The sequence below is a fragment of the Novosphingobium sp. GV079 genome (assembly GCF_003058045.1).
Classification (GTDB): domain Bacteria; phylum Pseudomonadota; class Alphaproteobacteria; order Sphingomonadales; family Sphingomonadaceae; genus Novosphingobium; species Novosphingobium capsulatum.
Genome location: NZ_QBUE01000004.1, coordinates 55,031 through 75,231 on the forward strand (window position 1 = coordinate 55,031; position 20,201 = coordinate 75,231).

At 65.9% G+C, this 20,201-nt stretch carries 17 protein-coding genes; 4 read left to right on the forward strand and 13 right to left on the reverse strand.

The window, feature by feature from the left end; all coding sequences use genetic code 11:
- Positions 1-26: 26 nt before the first annotated feature.
- A complete protein-coding gene (gene topA, locus C8K14_RS06145; protein WP_107716058.1) occupies positions 27-2,645 on the forward strand; it encodes a type I DNA topoisomerase in 2,619 nt (872 codons plus the stop codon).
- Between the two features lie 40 nt (positions 2,646-2,685).
- Here topA and C8K14_RS06150 read toward each other — a convergent pair whose 3' ends face one another.
- From C8K14_RS06150 to lepB, 6 genes are all read right to left on the reverse strand, one after another.
- Positions 2,686-4,095: a glycosyltransferase family 39 protein gene (locus C8K14_RS06150; RefSeq protein ID WP_233250934.1), complete on the reverse strand. Its 1,410-nt coding sequence runs from the start codon at positions 4,093-4,095 to the stop codon at positions 2,686-2,688.
- A 300-nt stretch (positions 4,096-4,395) separates the two neighbouring features.
- A complete protein-coding gene (locus C8K14_RS06155) occupies positions 4,396-5,850 on the reverse strand; it encodes a glycosyltransferase family 39 protein (protein ID WP_107716060.1) in 1,455 nt (484 codons plus the stop codon).
- 24 nt (positions 5,851-5,874) lie between these two features.
- Entirely contained in the window at positions 5,875-6,063 is a 189-nt protein-coding gene (locus C8K14_RS06160; protein ID WP_062782746.1) for a hypothetical protein, read from the reverse strand.
- 41 nt (positions 6,064-6,104) lie between these two features.
- The gene (era, locus tag C8K14_RS06165; RefSeq protein WP_107716061.1) at positions 6,105-7,049 is read right to left on the reverse strand and encodes a GTPase Era; all 945 of its coding nucleotides are present in this window, start codon (positions 7,047-7,049) and stop codon (positions 6,105-6,107) included.
- A 109-nt stretch (positions 7,050-7,158) separates the two neighbouring features.
- A complete protein-coding gene (gene rnc, locus C8K14_RS06170) occupies positions 7,159-7,878 on the reverse strand; it encodes a ribonuclease III (protein ID WP_369801239.1) in 720 nt (239 codons plus the stop codon).
- Positions 7,833-8,726, reverse strand: coding sequence for a signal peptidase I (gene lepB, locus C8K14_RS06175; RefSeq protein WP_231627573.1), 894 nt, complete (start codon positions 8,724-8,726; stop codon positions 7,833-7,835). The genes rnc and lepB overlap by 46 nt, the downstream gene beginning before the upstream one ends.
- Positions 8,727-8,886: 160 nt before the next feature.
- Between lepB and pgi the strand changes: the two genes are divergently transcribed.
- The 3 genes from pgi (at position 8,887) to C8K14_RS06190 (ending at position 13,018) form a co-directional block, all read left to right on the forward strand.
- Positions 8,887-10,413, forward strand: a complete 1,527-nt coding sequence (pgi, locus tag C8K14_RS06180) for a glucose-6-phosphate isomerase (protein WP_054131088.1) — start codon at positions 8,887-8,889, stop codon at positions 10,411-10,413.
- 120 nt (positions 10,414-10,533) lie between these two features.
- Complete coding sequence (gene gorA, locus C8K14_RS06185) at positions 10,534-11,892, forward strand: glutathione-disulfide reductase (protein ID WP_022676340.1); 1,359 nt, start codon at positions 10,534-10,536, stop codon at positions 11,890-11,892.
- Positions 11,893-11,992: 100 nt separating this feature from the next.
- Positions 11,993-13,018, forward strand: a complete 1,026-nt coding sequence (locus tag C8K14_RS06190) for an NAD-dependent epimerase/dehydratase family protein (RefSeq protein ID WP_210426746.1) — start codon at positions 11,993-11,995, stop codon at positions 13,016-13,018.
- On the opposite strand, the gene C8K14_RS06195 is transcribed toward C8K14_RS06190, so the two are convergent.
- The 7 genes from C8K14_RS06195 to C8K14_RS06225 form a co-directional block, all read right to left on the reverse strand.
- On the reverse strand, positions 13,015-13,761 hold the full coding sequence (locus C8K14_RS06195; protein WP_022676342.1) for a molybdopterin-binding protein: 747 nt from the start codon (positions 13,759-13,761) through the stop codon (positions 13,015-13,017). The genes C8K14_RS06190 and C8K14_RS06195 overlap by 4 nt on opposite strands.
- Positions 13,758-14,552, reverse strand: a complete 795-nt coding sequence (locus tag C8K14_RS06200; RefSeq protein WP_233250935.1) for a cytochrome b/b6 domain-containing protein — start codon at positions 14,550-14,552, stop codon at positions 13,758-13,760. Before C8K14_RS06200 ends, C8K14_RS06195 begins: the two co-directional genes overlap by 4 nt.
- Positions 14,553-14,617: 65 nt before the next feature.
- Positions 14,618-15,598, reverse strand: coding sequence for a phytoene/squalene synthase family protein (locus C8K14_RS06205; RefSeq protein ID WP_107716062.1), 981 nt, complete (start codon positions 15,596-15,598; stop codon positions 14,618-14,620).
- Between the two features lie 4 nt (positions 15,599-15,602).
- Positions 15,603-16,184 carry a TIGR00730 family Rossman fold protein gene (locus C8K14_RS06210; RefSeq protein ID WP_107716063.1) on the reverse strand — a complete coding sequence of 194 codons (582 nt, stop codon included), beginning with the start codon at positions 16,182-16,184 and terminating at the stop codon, positions 15,603-15,605.
- A complete protein-coding gene (locus C8K14_RS06215) occupies positions 16,181-17,659 on the reverse strand; it encodes a phytoene desaturase (protein WP_107716064.1) in 1,479 nt (492 codons plus the stop codon). Before C8K14_RS06215 ends, C8K14_RS06210 begins: the two co-directional genes overlap by 4 nt.
- On the reverse strand, positions 17,660-18,856 hold the full coding sequence (gene crtY, locus C8K14_RS06220) for a lycopene beta-cyclase CrtY (RefSeq protein WP_107716065.1): 1,197 nt from the start codon (positions 18,854-18,856) through the stop codon (positions 17,660-17,662).
- 93 nt (positions 18,857-18,949) lie between these two features.
- Positions 18,950-20,200, reverse strand: coding sequence for a PepSY domain-containing protein (locus tag C8K14_RS06225; protein WP_107716066.1), 1,251 nt, complete (start codon positions 20,198-20,200; stop codon positions 18,950-18,952).
- Position 20,201: the final 1 nt, after the last annotated feature.

Consider the following 20,201-nt stretch of genomic DNA (forward strand, 5'->3'; position numbering starts at 1 on the left):
CGCGTAAGGACGTTTTGCCAGTCGCCATGCAGCTTGTCATTGTAGAATCCCCGGCCAAGGCCAAGACCATCGAGAAGTACCTTGGCCCCGGCTACAAGGTCCTGGCCTCTTACGGCCATATTCGCGACCTGCCGGTCAAGGACGGGTCCGTGCGCCCGGACGAAGACTTTGCCATGGATTGGGAGCTGTACGGCGACAAGCAATCGCGCGTGAAGGCGATCACCGACGCCGCCAAGGAGGCCGACGGCCTGATCCTGGCGACTGACCCTGATCGCGAAGGCGAGGCCATTTCCTGGCACGTGCGCGAACTCTTGGCCAAGCGCCGCGCGCTGCCCAAGAATGTCTCGCGCGTGACGTTCAACGCCATCACCAAGCCGGCGGTAACCTCGGCGATGAAGGCGCCGCGCGAGCTGGACCAGGATCTGATCGATGCCTATCTGGCGCGCCGCGCGCTGGATTACCTGTTCGGCTTCACGCTGTCGCCGGTGCTGTGGCGCAAGCTGCCGGGCGCCAAGTCGGCCGGGCGCGTGCAGTCGGTGGCGCTGCGCCTGATCGTGGAGCGCGAGCGCGAGATCGAGACGTTCAAGGCGCAGGAATACTGGTCTGTCGCCGCGCGGATGGAGCACGACGGCACGCCGTTCGTGGCGCGCCTCGTCAAGTTCGATGGCAACAAGCTCGATCGCCTGTCGCTGGGCGAAGAGGGCAGCGCGCTGGCTGCCAAGGCGGCGGTGGAAGCGGGCACGTTCCGCGTCGAAGAGGTGGACGTGCGGCCCACGCGGCGCAATCCCTCGCCGCCGTTCACCACCTCTACCCTGCAACAGGAAGCCGCGCGCAAGCTGGGCTTTTCGGCCAGCCACACCATGCGCGTGGCACAGACGCTGTATGAAGCGGGCGCCATCACCTATATGCGTACCGATGGCGTGCAGATGGACCCCAGCGCCATCGACGCCGCGCGCCGGGCGATCTCTGATCGCTATAACGGGCACTTCCTGCCCGAAAAGCCGCGCCACTATGAAACCAAGGCCAAGAACGCCCAGGAAGCGCACGAGGCGATCCGCCCCACCGATTTCACCCGCGATCACTATGGCAGCGGTGACGAGGCGCGGCTCTACAACCTGATCTGGAAGCGCGCGCTGGCCAGCCAGATGGCCTCTGCCGCGATCGAGCGCACCACGGTGACGCTGCGCGAAGGCACCGGCCGCCACGAGCTGCGCGCCACCGGCCAGGTGATCAAGTTCCCCGGGTTCCTGGCCGTCTATGAAGAAGGCCGCGACCAGAAGGCCGACGGCGACGACGAGGACGGCAACCTGCTGCCGATGCTCAACAAGGGCGATTGCCCGGTCAAGCACGGCGTTGACGCCACGCAGCACTTCACCCAGCCGCCGCCGCGCTATTCCGAAGCCAGCCTGGTCAAGCGGCTGGAAGAGCTGGGTATCGGCCGTCCTTCCACCTATGCCGCCACGCTGCAGGTTCTCAAGGACCGTAACTATGTGCGGACCGAGAAGAACCGGTTCTTTGCCGAGGAAAGCGGGCGCATGCTCACCGCGTTCCTCGAACGGTTCTTCGAGCGCTATGTCGCCTACGAATTCACCGCCGGCATGGAAGACGAACTGGACGATGTTTCCGGTGGCCGCGCCGCCTGGAAGCAGGTGCTGGCCGAATTCTGGCGCGATTTCAAACCCAAGTCCGACGAGGTCATGGAGAAGAAGCCCAGCGAGGTTACCGCCGAGCTGGACGTGTTCCTGGAAGACTATCTCTTTCCGCCGCGCGCCGATGGACACGATCCGCGCGAATGCCCCAAGTGTGGCGCTGGGCGGCTCTCGCTGCGCGGTGGCCGTTTCGGCGCGTTCATCGCCTGCTCCAACTATCCCGAGTGCAAGTTCACCCGCAAGTTTGCCCAGCCGGGCGGCAATGGCGAGGGTGGTGACGGCGAAGAAACCGGGCTGGGCAAAGACCCCGAGACCGGCCTTGAAGTGACGCGCCGCACCGGGCGGTTCGGTCCCTATATCCAGTTGGGCGAGGGCAAGGACGCCAAGCGCGCCTCGATCCCCAAGGATGTTCCCGAGCTGGATCTGGAATGGGCGCTCAAGCTGCTCAGCCTGCCACGCGAAGTGGGCGTGCATCCCGAAAGCGGCAAGCCGATTACGGCCGCGATCGGCCGCTATGGCCCCTATCTGGCGCATGACGGCAAGTATGCTCGCCTCAAATCCACGGCCGAAGTGTTTGACACCGGCATGAACGCGGCAGTGGTGCGCCTGGCCGAGGCGGCCAGTGGCGCGGGCGGGCGCGGCGCGCGTACGGCGGCCGAGCCGCTCAAGACCTTCGGGCCGCACCCCACCTCTGGCGGTGAAATCAAGCTGATGGCTGGGCGCTATGGTCCCTATGTCACCGATGGCACTACCAACGCCACGCTGCCGCGCGACAAGCAGCCTGAAAGCCTGACGCCCGCCGAAGCGATCGCCTTGATCGACGAGCGCGCCGCCAAGGGACCGGCCAAGGGCAAGAAGAAAGCGCCAGCCAAGAAGGCCGCTGCGCCCAAGAAGGCGGCTGCCAAGAAGGAACCAGCGGCGAAGAAGGAACCGGCGGCCAAGAAGGCGCCTGCTGCCAAAAAGGCCCCAGCGCGCAAGAAGGCCGCGGCGGAATAACCCTGTGCCGGGGCGGGCACGACCATGCCCGCCCCTCCCGCTACCGGGGGCGATAAAGCGCGTAGCGTTCCTGCCCCAGTGTGATCTCGGCAAAGCGGATGTAGCCTTGGGCCAGCGCCTGGGCCATGATCGTGCGCGTGGTGTGGTTGGGCAGATAGAGGTCTTCGGGCGCGCTTTCCGATACCTGTACCACGTCGGGCCGGGTGGCCATGATGCGGCGCACTTCGGTTGCCGGGTCTGCGCCGATCGCCGGGCCTTCGGTCCAGGTGTTGAGATGGTTGGGGAAGGCAAAGCGCGTCGGCACGCAGGCGCCCACGCCCCGATAGAGCGCCGGCACGCCATCGAACTGGAAATAGCAGCCGCGGTTCACGGCGCTGCGGATCACTGCAGTGGCGCGCTGAAATTGCTGCGCCGTGCCGTGGTTCTGGACCGCGCCAGCCATCACCACGACGCCGCCGATCGCGCTCGCCAGGATCAGGAAGCGCCCGCTCCACCGCGCCTGCCACGGCTGCCCCGCGCGCGCCGCAGCCGCCAGGCCAGGGGCCGACAGCACGGCGAGCGGCGCCACCAGTGGCCCGGCATAGTGATCATACCAGGTGCCGAACAGCAGGAAGCCCAGCACCGCTGCCCCGGCCCACAGGCTTAGCAGGCGATAGGCGAGCGCGCGGCGTTGATCATCCCACCCGGCGCGGCGCAGGGGATCGAACGCGATGCACAGCACGAACGGCGACAGGCCGGCCGACAGCTTGAGCAACCGGCGCCAGCTGGGCGCGCCATCGGGCAGGCGTTCCAGCACCGAGGTGAAATTGGCGAAGACGAAGGCGTGCGCCTGGTCGATCGCGGCGTAGCTGCCCAGCACCAGCACGGTTGGCGCCAGGGCGATGGCGCACCACACCAGTGCTGCCCCGGCCAGCCGGGGGAGGGGCCAGCCTACCCTGCGGCCCAGTGCCAGCAGCATGATGCCGATCGCCAGGCCCTCGAACACGGCGGCATACTTGATCTGCAGCGCGAGCCCGATCAGCAGCATGATCACCGCGCCTTGCCGCAGCAGATCGGTGCCATCGGCGCGTTGCCATGCGCGCAACAGCAACAGCGCCGCCAGTGCCACCAACGGATTGTAGAACACGGGCGATTGGCCCAGCGCGCAATTGAACGCGGGCATGGCGCTGAGATAGACCAGGCCTGCCAGCCAGGCGCCACGCGGCGAGGCCAACTCCAGCGCCAGGCGCCGCACGACCAGCGCCGCGGCCGCCGTGCTGGCAATGCCGCACACCTGATAAGCCAGCACGGGATCGCCCGGCAGGCTCACGAACAGCCGATAGAGCGCAAAGAGGCCCAGTGGCTTGCGGTCCCAGATATCGATGAAAGGCACCGCGCCATGCGCCCAGCGATCGGCCATGAAGAGATAGAACTCTTCATCGACGTGGACGAGCGGATTGCCCAGCAGCATCAGTCGAAAGACGAGGGCGAGGCCAAAATACTCGGCAAAGAGACGAGCGTATTCGATTCTGGCAGGCGGCGTTGATTTCGCCCCAACAGGATATTCTGGTCGTGATGCGATCAGGGACGGGCCAGAGATATCGATCATCGTTTATTTCCGAAGTTTTCAGCTGTATTTGTACAGGCTAAAGCTTCGGAAATTGGCTATCAAGCGCAGCGGTTGTTATTATCTCAATATAACGTTCAGCGTCGCGTTTAATGCGGATGGGCTATTATTGTCGCAATGCTGACACGTAATTGTTGTGGCCTGTCAGCGTGCGGCAAACAGCACGAATGACCGCGTGCCCAGCGTGATGGTGCGAATCCGCTGATAGTGCTGCGCCAGCGCCTGGAGCACGACAGCGCGGGTCTGCATGTTGGCGCCATAGGGGTTTGGCGCGGCGTCGATCACGACCGCGCCCGGGCGGCTGGCCATGATGCGTTCCACTTCGGCGGTGGGATCGATGCCCAGGGCATGTTCCTCGAACCGGGTGGAAAGATGCGCGGGAAAGGCAAAGCGCGTAGGCAGGCACGAATTTGTCGCGCTGTAGAGGGCGCTGTCGCCTTCGTAGACATAAAGGCAGTGGTTGGCGTCGATATGGGGGCGAATGGCGGCGGCTGCCTCGTCCAGGTCGGTGGTGTTGCCAAAGCGGTGCGCCTGCACCGTCGTTGCGCCCAGGCCCGCGCCAAGGCCCACGACGAACAGCACGCGGCGCAGCCAGCCGGTGGGGCGGCAGCGGCCATCGAGGGCCGGGGCCGCCAGGATCGCCAGCGGCATCAGGGCAGGGGCGACGTAATGATCGTACCAGGTGCCCGGCGCGAGGAACCCGACGATCGCCAGGCCCAGCCACATCAGCACCGCACGCCGCACGATTTCGCTTTCGCTGCGGGGCAGCGCGATCCGCCAGCCCATCGCCAGCGCCACATAGAACGGGATCAGCGCGGCCGCCACCTTGGCCAGGCGGAACGAGGCCTCACCCAGATCCTGGCCGCGGCCAAGAATGGACACCACATTGGCAATGAGGAACGCGCGGGCTTCACCCTCTGCCACATAGGCGGCAAAGACCAGTGCTGTGGGCAGCAGTGCCAGGGCAATCCACGCTGCGCCGGCGCCGGCCAACCTTGGCCAACCCCAGCCGCGCCGCCAGCCGGCCCACAGCAGCATGAGGCCAAACCCGATGCCTTCGATCACCACGCTGGTCTTGATCTGCAAGGCAATGCCGATCAGCGCCATCGCCATGCAGCCGCGCGCCATCAGGCCGAAACGCTGCCCGGCGATGGTGGGCGCGGCCGTATCGGCCAGGGCACCGATCACCAGCCATGCCGCCGCGATCATCGGCAGGTCATAAAAGACCGGGGCCTGGCCCATGCCGCAATTGAACGCCATCAGGTAGATGAGATAGGCAAGCCCGGCAAACAGCGCGCCGCGTGGCCCGGCCAGGTGGCGGGCACAGCGCGCCAGAACCACGGCAGTGCCAGCGGCGCAGGTAATCGCCATGAGTTGGTAGGCCAGCACGCCATTGCCGGGAAAGGCCCGCGCCGCGCCATAGATAAGGAACAGGCCCAGCGGCTTGCGATCCCACAGATCGACGTAGGGGATCACGCCGTGCCACAGCCTGTCGCCCATCAGCAGGTAGAACTGCTCGTCTGCGTGAAACAGTGGATCGCCCAGCCACGGCGCGCGCAACACGAAGGCAACCAGGAAAAACACGGCAAAATTGCGCATTCGCGACAGTCCGATCCGATCCGGTCAGGGCAGGGCCGCAGCTGCGTTCTGGAGTTTACCCGGCGCGGCGACAACGCCCCTCGCGCACGGGTGTTCCGGATCGAGCACGGTGGCGCGGTCTGCGCATGGCGCGGCGGCGAAAACCGGCATGATGGCCAGGCCCGGCAGGTACGGCGGTGTCTGGTCAAAGGCGGTCATCGGTCCCGTCAGCATCCTTGCAGGCTGCGCCAGCCCCGGCGGCGGGTCAAGCGCCATTACTTCACCCAGTCGAGACCGATTTCCTCGTAGATTTCGCGGCTATCGGCCCAGTTCTCTTCCACCTTAACGTGCAGGAAGAGATGAACCTTCGCACCAAGCAGGTTGGCCAGCTCTTTTCTGGATGCCTCGCCGATCGCCTTGAGCTTGGCGCCACCCTTGCCCAGCACGATGCCGCGCTGGCTGTCGCGCGCGATCACGATCTGCTGGTGGATTTCCACCGAGCCGTCGCGGCGGTGCTGATAGCTTTCGGGGCGCACCGCGCTGTCATAGGGCAGTTCGTCGTGCAACTGGCGATAGAGCTGCTCACGCGTGATTTCCGCGGCGAGCAGGCGTTCCGAGGCATCGGAGACCTGATCTTCGGGATAGTGCCACGGCCCTGGCGGCATGAGGGCAGCCAGCCGCGTCTTCAATTCGGGCACGCCATCGCCGGTCAGGGCCGAAACGAAGAACACCTCGTCGAACTGGCCTTCGCCGCTCAGCGCCTCGGCCATGACCAGCAGCGGTTCCTTGGGGCTGGTATCAACCTTGTTGAGCACCAGGAATTTGCGTTCGGGCCGCCCGGCGAGCGAGGCGAGGATCGGTTCGAGGTATTCGCGCTTCTTCTTGCGCGCATCAACCACCAGCAGGATGGCGTCGGCCTCGCTCGCGCCTTCCCAGGCGGCGTTGACCATCGCGCGGTCGAGCCGGCGCTTGGGCTCGAACAGGCCGGGCGTATCAGCGAGGATGATCTGCGCCTGACCTTCCAGGGCAATGCCCATCAGCCGCGCGCGCGTGGTCTGCGCCTTGGCCGAAACGATGGCGACCTTCTGGCCGACCAGCGCGTTGACCAGGGTGGACTTGCCCGCATTGGGAGCACCGAGCACCGCGACCAGGCCGCAGGTTTGCCCGCCGCCAGTCTCAGTGGGGCCGGATTCGGATGGAATGGAAGTAGTGTCGATCATGGAAACAGAATGAACCTCATGGCGCCCGCCGACAAGCGGCCGGTGCGGCACTGGAAAATGCCCGGAAAAAGTGGCGGAATTGGGGATGGACGCTCGGTCGTGCGTGCGGTCAGGCGAACTGCTTGAGGAAATCGCGCGCAGCGGCCGTTTCGGCTTCCTGCTTGCTCGATCCGCGTGCTTCCGCCAGGCCCACGCCCTTGACCTCTACACTTACGGTAAAGATCGCGGCGTGATCGGGGCCGTCGCGGCTGACCAGGCTATAGACCGGGGGCTTGCGGCGGTTGCCGGCGGCCCATTCCTGCAAGGCGGCCTTGGGGTGCTTGCGCTGCCCGGCGCCGGTGCGCATTGGCTTGTCCCAGCAGCGGCGCACGAAATCGCGCGCGGCGGGAAAGCCGCGTTCCAGGAACAGCGCGCCGATCAGCGCTTCCATCACATCGCCCAGGATGTTGTCGCTATCGGACCCGCCATCGTCGCGGGCCTGCTTGCCCAGGCGGATATGCGCCGGCACGCCCAATGCGCGGGCCACATCGGCGCAGGTTTCGCGGCTGACCAGCGCGTTGAGCCGCTGCGACAGCTTGCCTTCGGCGGCATCGCTGGCCTCGTGCAGCCACTCGGCCACGGCCAGCCCCAGCACGCGATCGCCCAGGAATTCCAGGCGCTGGTAATCGCGCGCCTCGCCCAGCGAACCATGGGTGAGCGCTTCATGCCAAAGCGCCGGTTGTGCAACCGGCGCCTGGGTCAGTTCCGCCAGGAATTTGGCGGTTTCGGGGGAAAGGGGCGTGCTCAGAACATGCCCCCGATCCGGTTCCAGCGCAGCGCGGTAAACCAGGTCCACGGCAGGAACCAGTTGGCCGAACCGTCGGTGGACCACATCACGATGGTGGCGCGGCCAACCAGGTTGTCCTGCGGCACCAGGCCGATGCCGCCGCCTTCGATCGCGGGGAAACGGCTGTCCATCGAGTTGTCGCGGTTGTCACCCATCAGGAACAGGCGGCCTTCAGGCACGACCACGGGCGGGGTATCGTCCTGCGGGCGATAGCCCAGGTCGAGCACATTGTAGGTCTTGCCGCCGGGCAGGGTTTCCTGGAACTGCGGATAGTGGCAGGTCTGCGTGCCATCGGCCTCGGTCACGGCAAAATCGGGCGAGATGCACTCGGTATTGGCCGAAACCTTGATCACGAAATCGGCCACCTTCACCTTGGGCACGGCCTTGCCGTTGAGGTGAAGCACGCCGCCGATCATCTGCACGGTATCGCCCGGAACGCCGATCACGCGCTTGATATAATCGACATCGTTGCCCGGGGGCGCCTTGAAGATCACCACGTCACCCCGGTTGGGCTGGCTGGCGAAAATGCGCTTGGGCAGCAACGGCACGCTGAACGGCAGGGAATACTTGGAAAATCCGTAGGGCCACTTGGCCGCCAGCAGATAATCGCCGTTTTCCAGCCGGGGCAGCATCGATTCCGACGGGATGTTGAAAGGCGAGAAGAAGAAGCTGCGGAAGATCGCCACGATCAGCACCAGCTTCACCAAGAACACCGGGAAGCTGTCTTCCTTCTTCTGCTTTTTCGCCGGGGCGGCAGGCGCGCCCGCGGGAGTTGGCGCGGCCGTGGGCGGCACAGGCGTTTCCACCGCAGGATTGGCGGGTTCGGGCGTTTCGTTCATCGGCTGGGTCATGTGGAGGGCAAAGGCATCCGTCAAGCAGGAATGCACGTGCCATAGCCCGAGGCAAATACGTTTGCACGATCCGTTCGTCGAGCCACGCCACCGCTTGGAAGATTGTGCGCAAGCGGGCATGAGAGGCGCATCCCGCAACCGCGAAAAAGGACGTTAGACAATGGCAGCACAGGACCAGGCCACGCTGTGGCACGCACTGGAGACGCTGGAGGTGCCAACGCTCGCCGCGCTGTTTGCCGATCCGGCCCGTCTTGAGCGCTATGCCACCACGCTCGACCTGCCCGGTGGCCCGATTCGCTTTGACTGGTCCAAGACCCATCTTTCGGCCGACGTCGAGGCGATCCTGGCCCAGCTGGCACAGGCCACCGATTTCGCCGGCAAGCGTGAAGAGCTGCTGTCTGGCGCCAAGATCAACAACACCGAAGGCCGCGCCGCCGAACACACCGCCCAGCGCGGCGTGGGCGCCGAAGCCAGCGTGGAAGAAGCCCAGGCCCTGCACGCGCGCATGGCGCTGCTGGTCGAAGCCATCCACGAAGGCGTGCTGGGCGAGGTGAAGAGCCTGATCCACATCGGCATCGGTGGTTCCGCCCTGGGCCCGGCGCTGGCGATCGACGCGCTGGCCCGCGAAGACGCCAAGGTTGCCGTGCACGTGGTGTCCAACATCGATGGCTGCGCGCTGGAACAAGCGATGAAGCAGTGCGATCCGGCCAGCACGCTGATCGCGGTCGCGTCCAAGACCTTCACCACCACCGAAACCATGACCAATGCCCACAGCGCGCTGGAATGGCTGCGCGAAGGCGGCGTGGCCGATCCCTATGGCCGCGTCATCGCGCTGACTGCTGCGCCGGAAAAGGCGGTGGAATGGGGCGTTGACGAAACCCGCATCCTGCCGTTCTCCGAAACCGTGGGCGGGCGTTATTCGCTGTGGTCCTCGATCGGGTTCCCGGTGGCGCTGGCCCTGGGCAACGAAGCCTTTGCCGCGTTCCTGGCGGGCGCCGAGGCGATCGACGAGCATTTCCGCGACGCCGCGATCGATGAAAACGTGGTAGTGCGCGCGGCCTTTGCCGATCTGTTCTACACCCAGGCGCGCGGCTGCCAGACCCGTGCGGTCTTTGCCTATGACGAGCGCCTGGCGCTGCTGCCCGACTATCTCCAGCAGCTGGAAATGGAATCGAACGGCAAGCGCGTGCTGGCCGATGGCACGCCGCTGACCCGCCCGAGCGCGCCGATCACCTGGGGTGGCGTGGGCACCGATGCGCAGCATGCCGTGTTCCAGCTGCTGCACCAGGGCACCCACCTGATCCCGGTGGATTTCCTGGCCGTGAAGGTGCCGGGCCACGATCTTGATCCGGTCCATCACAAGATCCTGCTGTCCAACTGCTTTGCCCAGGGCGCCGCGCTGATGGCGGGCCAGGCGAGCGAGGATGGCGCGCGCGCTTATCCGGGCAACCGGCCTTCGGCAACGATCCTGTGCGACGAACTCAACGCGGCCACGCTGGGCGCGCTGATCGCCTTCCATGAACACCGTGTGTTCGTTTCGGCGATGCTGCTGGGCATCAACCCGTTCGACCAGTTCGGTGTGGAACTGGGCAAGGCGATTGCCAAGAAGATCGATGCCGGTGGCGGCGAAGGCTTTGATCCCAGCACCGAAGCGCTGCTGGCCGAAGCCGGCATCGGCGTGGAATGAACGTTAGCCTGCCTAATTGAATAAACGGCGCAGATAATCGCTACGCCAGGGCTGGCGCCGGATGGGCATCGTTGCCATATCCGGCGCCAGTTTCCGATTCAGCAGCAAGAAGGCTCCGCCATGACCGAACCCGCCTACGACTATGATCTGTTCGTGATCGGGGCCGGATCGGGCGGGGTGCGCGCCAGCCGCATCGCTGCTGGCTATGGCGCGCGGGTGGCCGTGGCCGAGGAATACCGCGTCGGCGGCACCTGCGTGATCCGTGGCTGCGTGCCCAAGAAGCTGCTGGTCTATGGATCGCATTTTGCCGAGGAACTGCAGGACGCGGCCAACTATGGCTGGACCGTCGAGAAGATGACGTTCGACTGGCCGACGCTGCGCAACGCGGTGGCCAAGGATGTCGACCGTTTGAACGCGGCCTATACCAACACATTGAATTCCAACAAGGTCGAGCATTTCCTCGAACGCGCCACGATCACCGGCCCCAACAGCGTCAAGCTGGCGAGCGGGCGCGAGATCAGCGCCAGGTATATCCTGGTGGCCGTGGGCGCCTGGCCGGTGATGCCGCATTTCGATGGGGCGGAGCATTGCATCACGTCCAACGAGGTGTTCGGCCTGGAAAACCTGCCAGGCCGCGTGGTGATTGCCGGGGCTGGCTATATCGCGCTGGAATTTGCCGGCATCTTCAATGCACTGGGTAGCCATGTCACGGTGGTCAACCGCAGCGAGACGATCCTGCGCGGCTATGACGCGTCGCTGCGCGACCGGTTGCTGCAGATCACCATGGCGCGCGGCATCGAATACAAGTTCAACTGCGGGATCGAGCGGGTCGAGCGGCTCGAGAACGGCTGCCTCAACGTGCACATGAAGGGCCAGCCTGATCCGCTTGGCGCCGATGCCGTGCTGGTCGCCACCGGGCGCCGGCCCAAGACCGACGGGCTGGGCCTGGAAAACGCCGGCATCGAACTTGGCGAACATGGCGAAATCCGCGTGGACGACACCGCGCAGACATCGTGCCCCAGCATCTTTGCCGTGGGTGACGTGACCAACCGCGTGCAGTTGACACCCATCGCCATTCGCGAAGGGCACGCCTTTGCTGATCGCGTATTTGGCGGCAAGGACACGCGCGTGGCCTATGACTGCATCCCGAGCGCGGTGTTCTCGCAGCCGCCGCTGGCCAGTGTCGGCCTCACCGAAGCGCAGGCCCGCGAGATGCTGGGCAGCAACGTCAAGGTATTCACCTCTGACTTCCGCCCGATGAAGAACATCTTCGCCCACCGCCACGAACGCGGGCTGTACAAGCTGGTCGTCGATGCGCAGACCGACAAGGTGCTGGGCGTACACCTGATCGGGCCGGAAGCACCAGAAGTGCTCCAGGCTGCTGCCATTGCGGTGAAAGCCGGGCTGACCAAGGCCGATTTTGACGCCACCGTGGCGCTGCACCCGTCGATGGCCGAGGAACTTGTTCTCATGCGCTGACCCAAAGGGCGCATCGGGATTCTGCATTAACCAAAGATGCCCGTTGAACTGCGCCGCCGGTACGATAGGCTGTAGGCGGAGAGGGCTGGGGGCGGAATCAATGGACAAGATCGGCGGCACCGTGCTGGTCACGGGCGGATCGGGCTATATCGCCGGATATATCATCCGGGCGTTGCTGGATGAAGGGTGGACCGTCAACACCACGGTGCGCGATCTTGCGCGCGAAGCGCAGCTGCGTGCCCAGCTTGGCGGCAGCTATGCCACCTTGCGGTTTTTCAAAGCCGATCTGATGGACGACAAGGGCTGGCGTGCGGCGATGGACGGGTGCAGCCACGTTTGCCACGTCGCCTCGCCCATCACCGTACAAGCCCCGCGCCAGGAAGATGAACTGATCCTGCCCGCCCGCGAAGGGGCCTTGCGCGCCTTGCGCTTTGCCCGTGCCGCCGGGGTGGAGCGGTTCGTGCAGACATCGTCGGTGGCCGCCATCGTCTATGGCCATGGCAAGGGCATCCGCCGCTTTACCGAGGCGGACTGGACCGATACCGACGGGCCGGGCGTGCACGCCTATGCCAAGTCCAAGACCCTGGCCGAACGCGCCGCGCGCGAGTGGATCGCGCGCGAGGGCCGCGGCATGGAGTTCGTCTCGATCAACCCATCGGTCGTGCTGGGGCCGGTGTGGGGTGAGGACTATTCCACCTCGATCGAGCTGGTGCGGCAATTGCTGGCGGGTGCGGTACCGGGCTGCGCCGATCTTGGCTTTGGCGTGGTGGACGTGCGCGACGTGGCGGCGCTGCATGTGCGCGCCCTGACCGAGCCGGGGATCGATGGCGAACGCTTCATCGCTTCAGGCCCGTTCCTCAAGATGATCGACATTGCCCGCATCCTGCGCCAGCAACTGGGCCAGCAGGCACGGCGCGTGCCGCTGCGCCATGTGCCCGACTGGATGGTCCACGCCCTGGCGCTGGTCAATCCGATGGTGCGGCAGGTGACCGGCGAACTTGGCAATGTGCGCGATACCGATGCGGGCCACGCGCTCAGCCGGTTGGGCTGGGCAACGCGGCCGGTGGAACAGACGATCACCGATTGCGCGCAAAGCCTGATCGAAACGCGGGTGGTGGCGGCCTAGATTCCCGCCCACCACTGATAGCCGGAATGGTCTTCCCAGTATCCGCCCTTGCCGCCGTAAAGGCCGGTAAGGCTGGCGACAAGTTCCACCCGCATCACATACTTGGCCTGCTTGTAGCCTAGCTGGCGTTCGACCCGCAGGCGCAGGGGGGCGCCATGGCCGACCGAGAGCGGCTGCCCGTTCATGGTGTGGGCCAGGATCGTCTGGGGATGCAGCGCCTCGGCCAGGTCGATCGATTCGTAATAGGGCTTGCCCGAGAAATCGTCGGCACAGTGGAACACGGCATAGCGCGCCTGAGGCAGGGCGCCGGCACCGTGCAGCAGCAGGGCGAGCGGAACGCCGGTCCATTGCGCGATGGCGCTCCAGCCCTCTACGCAATCGTGGCGGGTGATCTGGGTGCGCTGCGGCAGGGCGCGCAGCTGTGCCAGGCTCATCGCCATCGGCTTGGCGACCAGGCCATCAACCGTCAGTCGCCAATCGGCAAAGCCGCGTTCGACCTGCGCAAGATAGGCTGCGGCGGTGGGCCGGGTATTGCCGTTGACGCGAAACACCGGGGAGATATCGGCTGCGGAAAACTCCGGCGCCAGGGCATTGCCGGCGACCAGCCGCTGTGCGCTGCGGCTGGCCTTTTCGCCCAGCGACAGCAGCGACCTGGCCGTGGGCGAGGTGGTGATGCGATCGCACCCCGACAGCAGCAGCCCACCCGATCCGACCAGCAGGCCGCGCCGCGAAAACCCGCTCATGGCTGGCGCTCCGGTGGCAGGCGATACCAGCCGGTAATCATCGCGCGCAACTCGTTGAATGGCCCGGCCAGCACCACCATGGCGAGGTGCACGGCAATGAACAGCGCCATCGCCAGCGCGCAGAGGAAATGGATCGACCGGGCAGACTGTCGGCCACCCAGCAGCGTCAGCAGCCATGGGCACGCAGCGTTCATCGTCGGCGACATGGCCAGACCCGTGGCGATGATCAGCGGCAAGACGCCCAGCAGCACCGAAAGATAGGCGATCTTCTGCAAGGGGTTGTAATGCCGCGCCGCCTCTCCGCGCGGCAGGCGCAGGCGCAGATGCTCGGTAACGTCGTGCAGCAGCGCCCGTGGCCGCCGCTCTTCCCGCGAAAGGCCAAGATCGCGGCGCAAATGGCCGGAAAGCAGCGCATAGGCGAGGAAGCCCAGCAGACTGATCACCAGCATCCACGCGCCCAGGAAATGCCATCCGCGCGCCAGCGACAGGTTGTAATGCGTGGGCAGCGTTACCAGGGGCGGAAACGCCAGCGCGGTATCCTGGGCATAGCCGATCACGCCGGTGGTGGGCCATTCATGGCCGCCCAGCGCGAGAAAACCGCGCGCGCCATGGTTGCCGATTTCCAGCCAGGCCTTGTCGAAGTTGGCGCCGAACTTGCCCCAATAGAGCCGCGGATGGGCATTGAAGATCATCATCCCGCTCATCAGCATGATGAACACGGTCAGCGCGTTGATCCAGTGCCACAGCCGCACGGGCCAGCGAATGCGCAGGACAAGAGGGGATCGCTCCATGCCCGATACCATGCCCTGAATCGCGGCCGGGGTCATCCCCTGATCGATGAATGACGCGCGAGGCTTCAACCCCAGGGGCGGGCCTGCGCCAGCGCGATTAGGCTTTGCCGGCTGTGGCGGCGGGCCAGCGCGCGCTCTCGGCATGTCGGCGGCACCGGGCGCAGCGCCTGCCATCCGGCGCGGAAAATCCACGCCAGCTTGGCCTTGCCCGACACCACAGTGCGGCTGTGCCAGGCGCGATCGCCACGCGCGGCCACCTTGCGGGCAATATCGCCATAGATGCCCGCTGCGGCCAGAATCGCCCAGCGCTGGCGCGGTTGCAGCCGGCCGGCACCGATCCGGGCAGAGCATTCGTGGGCCTGAGCCATGGCACACATCCGTTGGGCCAGGATGGCCAGCGTGGCGCGGTACTGCGGCTTGAGCTGCTCGCCCGGCGGCAGGTCAACCTCGGCCAACCATTCGGCCGGCAGATAGCAACGACCGGCGGCGTCGTCTTCGGCCAGGTCGCGGGCAATATTGGCCAGCTGGAACGCCAGGCCCAGGTCTGCCGCGCGATCAAGGGTGTCATCGTCATCGGGCGAAACCCCCATGACCACCGCCATCATCACGCCCACCGCGCCCGCCACATGCCAGCAATAGCGCATGAGGTCTGCCTCGGTACGCGGCTGCCAATCGGCGGCATCCAGGGCGAACCCGTCGATCACCGCCTCGGCCATGGCCATGGTGAGGCCGGTTTCGCGCGCGACCAGGCCCAACGCATCGAACGCGGGGTTGCCGGTAGCCTCGCCCGCCATGGCCCGCGCGGTCAGATCACGCACCAGCGCCAGCCGTTCGGCCGCGCCGGATTGATCGCCCAGCGCGCCGCCCATGTCCTGCGCATCGACGATATCGTCGCACGCCCGACACCAGGCATAGAGCAGCCAGACCCGTTCGCGGGTGATGCGGTCGAACAGGGTGGAGGCGGCGGCAAAACTTTTCGAGCCGCGCCGGATCGTCTCGCGCGCGGCAGCCACCAGCGCGGCGCGATCGGGAACAGCCAGAGTCATGGGATCAGAGGTCCGACGCCTGCATCGCGATGATCGGACGGTGCGGCTCGTGCGCGGCCATGCGCTGCAGCAGCAGGTCAAGCTCGTGCTCGGCCACCATGATCCCGGCGTGGACCGGGCGGATGAAACCCACTTCGATCATGTGGCGGTTGAACGCCAGCAGGTGATCATAGAACCCGAACGCGTTGAGCACGCCCACCGGCTTGGCATGATAACCAAGCTGCGCCCAACTGACCGCTTCCCACAGTTCGTCCATCGTTCCCACGCCGCCGGGCAGGGTGAGGAAACCGTCGGCCAGATCGACGAAAGCCTGCTTGCGCGCATGCATGCCGGGCACCACGTCAAGCCGGGTCAGCCCATGGTGCGCCACTTCGGCGCCGACCAGCGCCTGGGGGATCACCCCGATCACTTCACCACCAGCGGCCAGTGCGCCATCGGCCACGGCGCCCATCAGGCCCAGGCGACCACCGCCATAGACCACGCCGATGCCGCGTTCGGCCAGTTGGCGGCCGACATCGGCAGCCAGCGCGACATAGCGCGGGTCGGCCGGGCTGGCCGATCCACAATAGACGGCGATACGTTTCACTGCAGGTCCTCCAGCATCAGCCGCGCCGTGGCCTTGGCGCTGCCGACCACGCCGGGAATGCCGGCGCCTGGATGCGTGCCGGCACCCACCAGATAGAAATTGGCGATATCGTCATCGCGGTTGTGCGCGCGGAACCAGGCGCTTTGCGTGAGCAACGGCTCGAGGCTGAACGCGGCGCCCTGGTAGGCGGAAAGATCGGCCGCGAAATCGGTGGGCGCATAGTGGAACTTGGTGACGATGCGGCTGTGGATATCCGGGATCAGGCGGCGGCCCACTTCATCGAGGATGCGTTTTTCCAGCAACGGCCCAACTTCGGCCCAGTCCACCGGCAGCTTGCCCATGTTGGCGACAGGGACCAGGGCATAGAACGTGCTCATCCCCTCGGGCGCGACGGACGGATCGGTCACGGTGGGATGGTGCAGATAGATCGAGAAATCCTGCGGCAGCACGCCGTGCTGATAGATATCGTCGAGCAGGCCCTTATAGCGCGGGCCGAACAGGATCATGTGGTGCGGGATGCCCGGCCACGTGCCCTCGATGCCGAAGTGCACCACGAACAGGCTGGGCGAGAACTTCTTGCGCTTGAGCGCGCGCGACCGCTTCTTGCCCGTGGCGCTGTCGCCCAGCAGATCGCGATAGGTGTGCATGATATCGCCGTTGGAGGCGACGGCATCGAAATTGCCGTGCCAGCCACTGGCGGTGTGCACGCCGGTCACGCGGTTACCCAGCGTTTCGATCCGCACCACCGGATCGCCCATGCGCACTTCGCCGCCGATGCGCTGGAAATGGGTGAGCATGCCGGCGATCAGGCGGTTGGTGCCGCCTTTGGCCCACCACACGCCGCCATCCTTTTCCAGCTTGTGGATCAGGGCATAGATCGCGCTGGTGTTCATCGGGTTGCCACCGACCAGCAGCGTGTGAAAGCTGAACGCCTCGCGCAGCTTTTCGCTTTCGATGTATTTTGACACCATCGAATAGACCGAGCGCCAGGCCTGGTACTTCGCCAGGGCCGGCGCGGCCTTGATCATGCTGGCAAAATCCAGGAACGGCACTGCGCCAAGCTTGACATAGCCTTCTTCGAAGACGCCGGCGGAATAGCCCAGGAACTCTTCGTAGCCGGCCACGTCACGCGGCGAAATCTTGGCGATCTCGGCGCGCAGGCTGGATTCATCGTTGGAATAATCGAAGTTCGTGCCATCTGGCCAGTTCAGCCGATAGAACGGCATCACCGGCATCAGTTCGACATCTTCCGACAGCTTGTGCCCGCTCAGGCCCCACAGCTCTTCCAGGCAGGCCGGATCGGTGATCACCGTGGGCCCGGCATCAAAGGTAAAGCCATCACGCTGCCAGTGATAGGCGCGGCCACCGGGCTTGTCGCGCGCTTCGATCAGGGTGGTCTGGATGCCGCCAGACTGCAGGCGGATAGCCAGGGCCAAGCCGCCAAAACCGGCGCCGATGACGCATGCTCTTTTCATTTACTTGCGCATCCCTGCCAGAGTGAGAGGCCGCGGCCGGGCGCCCGATCCGGCGAGCACCGCCAGGGCGCGCGAAATCGGTACCGGGGGCCGCCCCACAAAAATCCGGGCGCGATCCAGCAAGCTGCTGCGTCCGGCGTAAAAGCGTTCGATCAGCCGGGTATCCAGCCGATAGAAATGTTCCATCATGCGATAGCGTGCCAACGGCTCTGCCGCCTGGAACAGCATGGCCGACAGCAGGCGGCCAAAGCTGTTGCGCTGCCAGTGGCGCTTGGCCCAGCGTTCGCTGAAACCGGCCAGCGCCTCGTGCGTCAGATCGGGCTGCTGCGCCAGGGCCAGGGCAAAACGCACCGCTTCGGGCACGGAATAGCTGGTCACCGGGTGAAACAGGCCGGCGCGCGTGCCGGCGCGGGCGATCTGTCCACCAGAGGAGCGCCAGAACGCGTCCCAATCGCCGGCGGAAACCACGGGCAGAACGCCCTGTTCCTCGTGCAACACCTCCACGATCGACCAGCCCTGGCTGCGGGCATAGTCGGCGATGCGGGCGGCAAGGGCAGGGTGATCGATCGCCGGGCTGTCGGCGTAATAGGTGTCTTCGATGAAGATCTCGTCATCGCCAAACGGCAGGCAATAGACAAAGCGATAGCCATCGACCTGTTCGACCGTGGCATCCATGACGATCGGCTTGATCAGGCCATGGGGCTGCGCCAGCTTGACCCGCTGACCGAGGAATTTCTGCCAGCCGCCCGAAAGCTGCCCCTGGAGGCGGATGCCGCGCGCATCGACCACTGCGCCGGCTTCGATCCGGGTGCCATCGGCCAGGGTCACCGCGCCGGTGCCGGCGGCGAGCACGCGTGCGCCGGTGACGATCGCGTCAGCCGGCAAGGCAGCGCGGATCGTGGCGTCAAAGCGGGCCGAGGTCATCGAATAATAGCTGGTCGAGAGATCGCGGCGATACTGCGGAAAGCGCACCGAATATCCCGACCACGCCCCATCGACCATCGGCGCCAGCAACTCGCGCCCGGCCTTGCCCACGTCTGATCCGAAGAAGGACCACACGTGGTTGCCGCCCAGCACATGGTCCTGTTCGACAAGCAGCAGGGTGCAATCCGGGCGGGCTTTGCGCAGGGCGAGCGCGATCAATCCCCCGGCAAGGCCCCCGCCCAGGATCGCGATGTCGGCATGGCGTATGCTCATTGCCATGGCGTTAGGCCAGGCGGCGCGACCATGCAACCGCCCCTAAGGGCCTGTCAGCAATGCACGGCGCTTTTCCGCGGCGAAGTGTTGATGTCATGCCGGAGCCGGCCGGGCCGCAGCCTTGAAGCGGCGGCCGGCGCGGGCCGATCGCTTGCGCAGCCAGATCAACACGCCGGTGACCGACAGCACCGTGATGCCAAGGCCGATCACGCTGACGGCAATGCGCCATGCCAGCCCGCCGACATGGGCCATGTGCAGCGCGACAATCCAGGTGGTGAACGTTGTCGCGCTCTGGGCTCCGGTTGGCACGGAGACGTGGCGCAGCGCGCCGCTGTTGCCATCAAACGCGATCCGCGTGCCGCCGCCTTCCGGCGTGATGTCAGCCGAAGACTTGACGCCATAGACATAGAGCCCGGTTGCCGGAATATACCAGAGCCAGGCCCGCCCATCCGGGCGCAAGGACAGCCCGCGGCGCGCTGTCTCTTGCTGCGCCAGCGCCGCCCCGTGCCGCGCGGCGGCGGGGAAATCGAGCGCGGGGTTCCAGCGCGGGCTAGGCAGGGCAGACGCTTCCAGCAGGGCCTCGTCATCCTGCCCACCCAACAGGCCAAGTACCGGACGATAGACCTGGGGCAGGTTGAATGAGACGCTGGACAGCGCAAAGACCAGCAGGATCGGCCAGAGCCACAGCCCACCGGCGCGGTGCAGGTCGAACGTCAGCTTGTAGCTGCTGGTGGGCCGGCGCACTTTCCAACTGGGCCGCCAGCGACGCCACAGGCCGCCTTTGCCCAACGCGCCGGGCGGCAGGGTGAGATAGAACCCGACAAAGCAATCCACCGTCCAGACCAGCGCTGCCACGCCCATGGCGAACAGGCCCCATGGGCCCAGCGCCAGAGAATAGTGCAGGCGATAGAGGAACGGCATCAGATTCTTGATGCCCTGGCGCATGTCCCCATTGCGGCGATGGCCCTGCTCGGCGCCGGTCCAGGGATTGAGGAAGACATCGTCCCAATCCGGCCGATCGCGCCGTTCCAGGCCGGTCCTGGGGTCGGGCCAGGTGGCATAAAGCCGATCGGCCCGGCCGGGCAGGCGGGTGAGATAGACGAAATCGACCCGCGCCGCGGGATGGCGCGCAAGCAGCCCGGCGCGCACCGCCAGCGGATCAAGCGCTGCCATGCCAGGGCGGGGCGGGGCTGCGTTCTGCATCGCTGGCGCCGTGGCCGCGTCGAGTTCCTCGAACCACGGCAGCAGCGATCCGGTGAGCCCCGCCACCGCCAGGAACAGGGCAAGAGTCAGCCCCGCCCAGCGATGGACGATCACCCAGAACGGACGGCCGGGAAGCGCCATG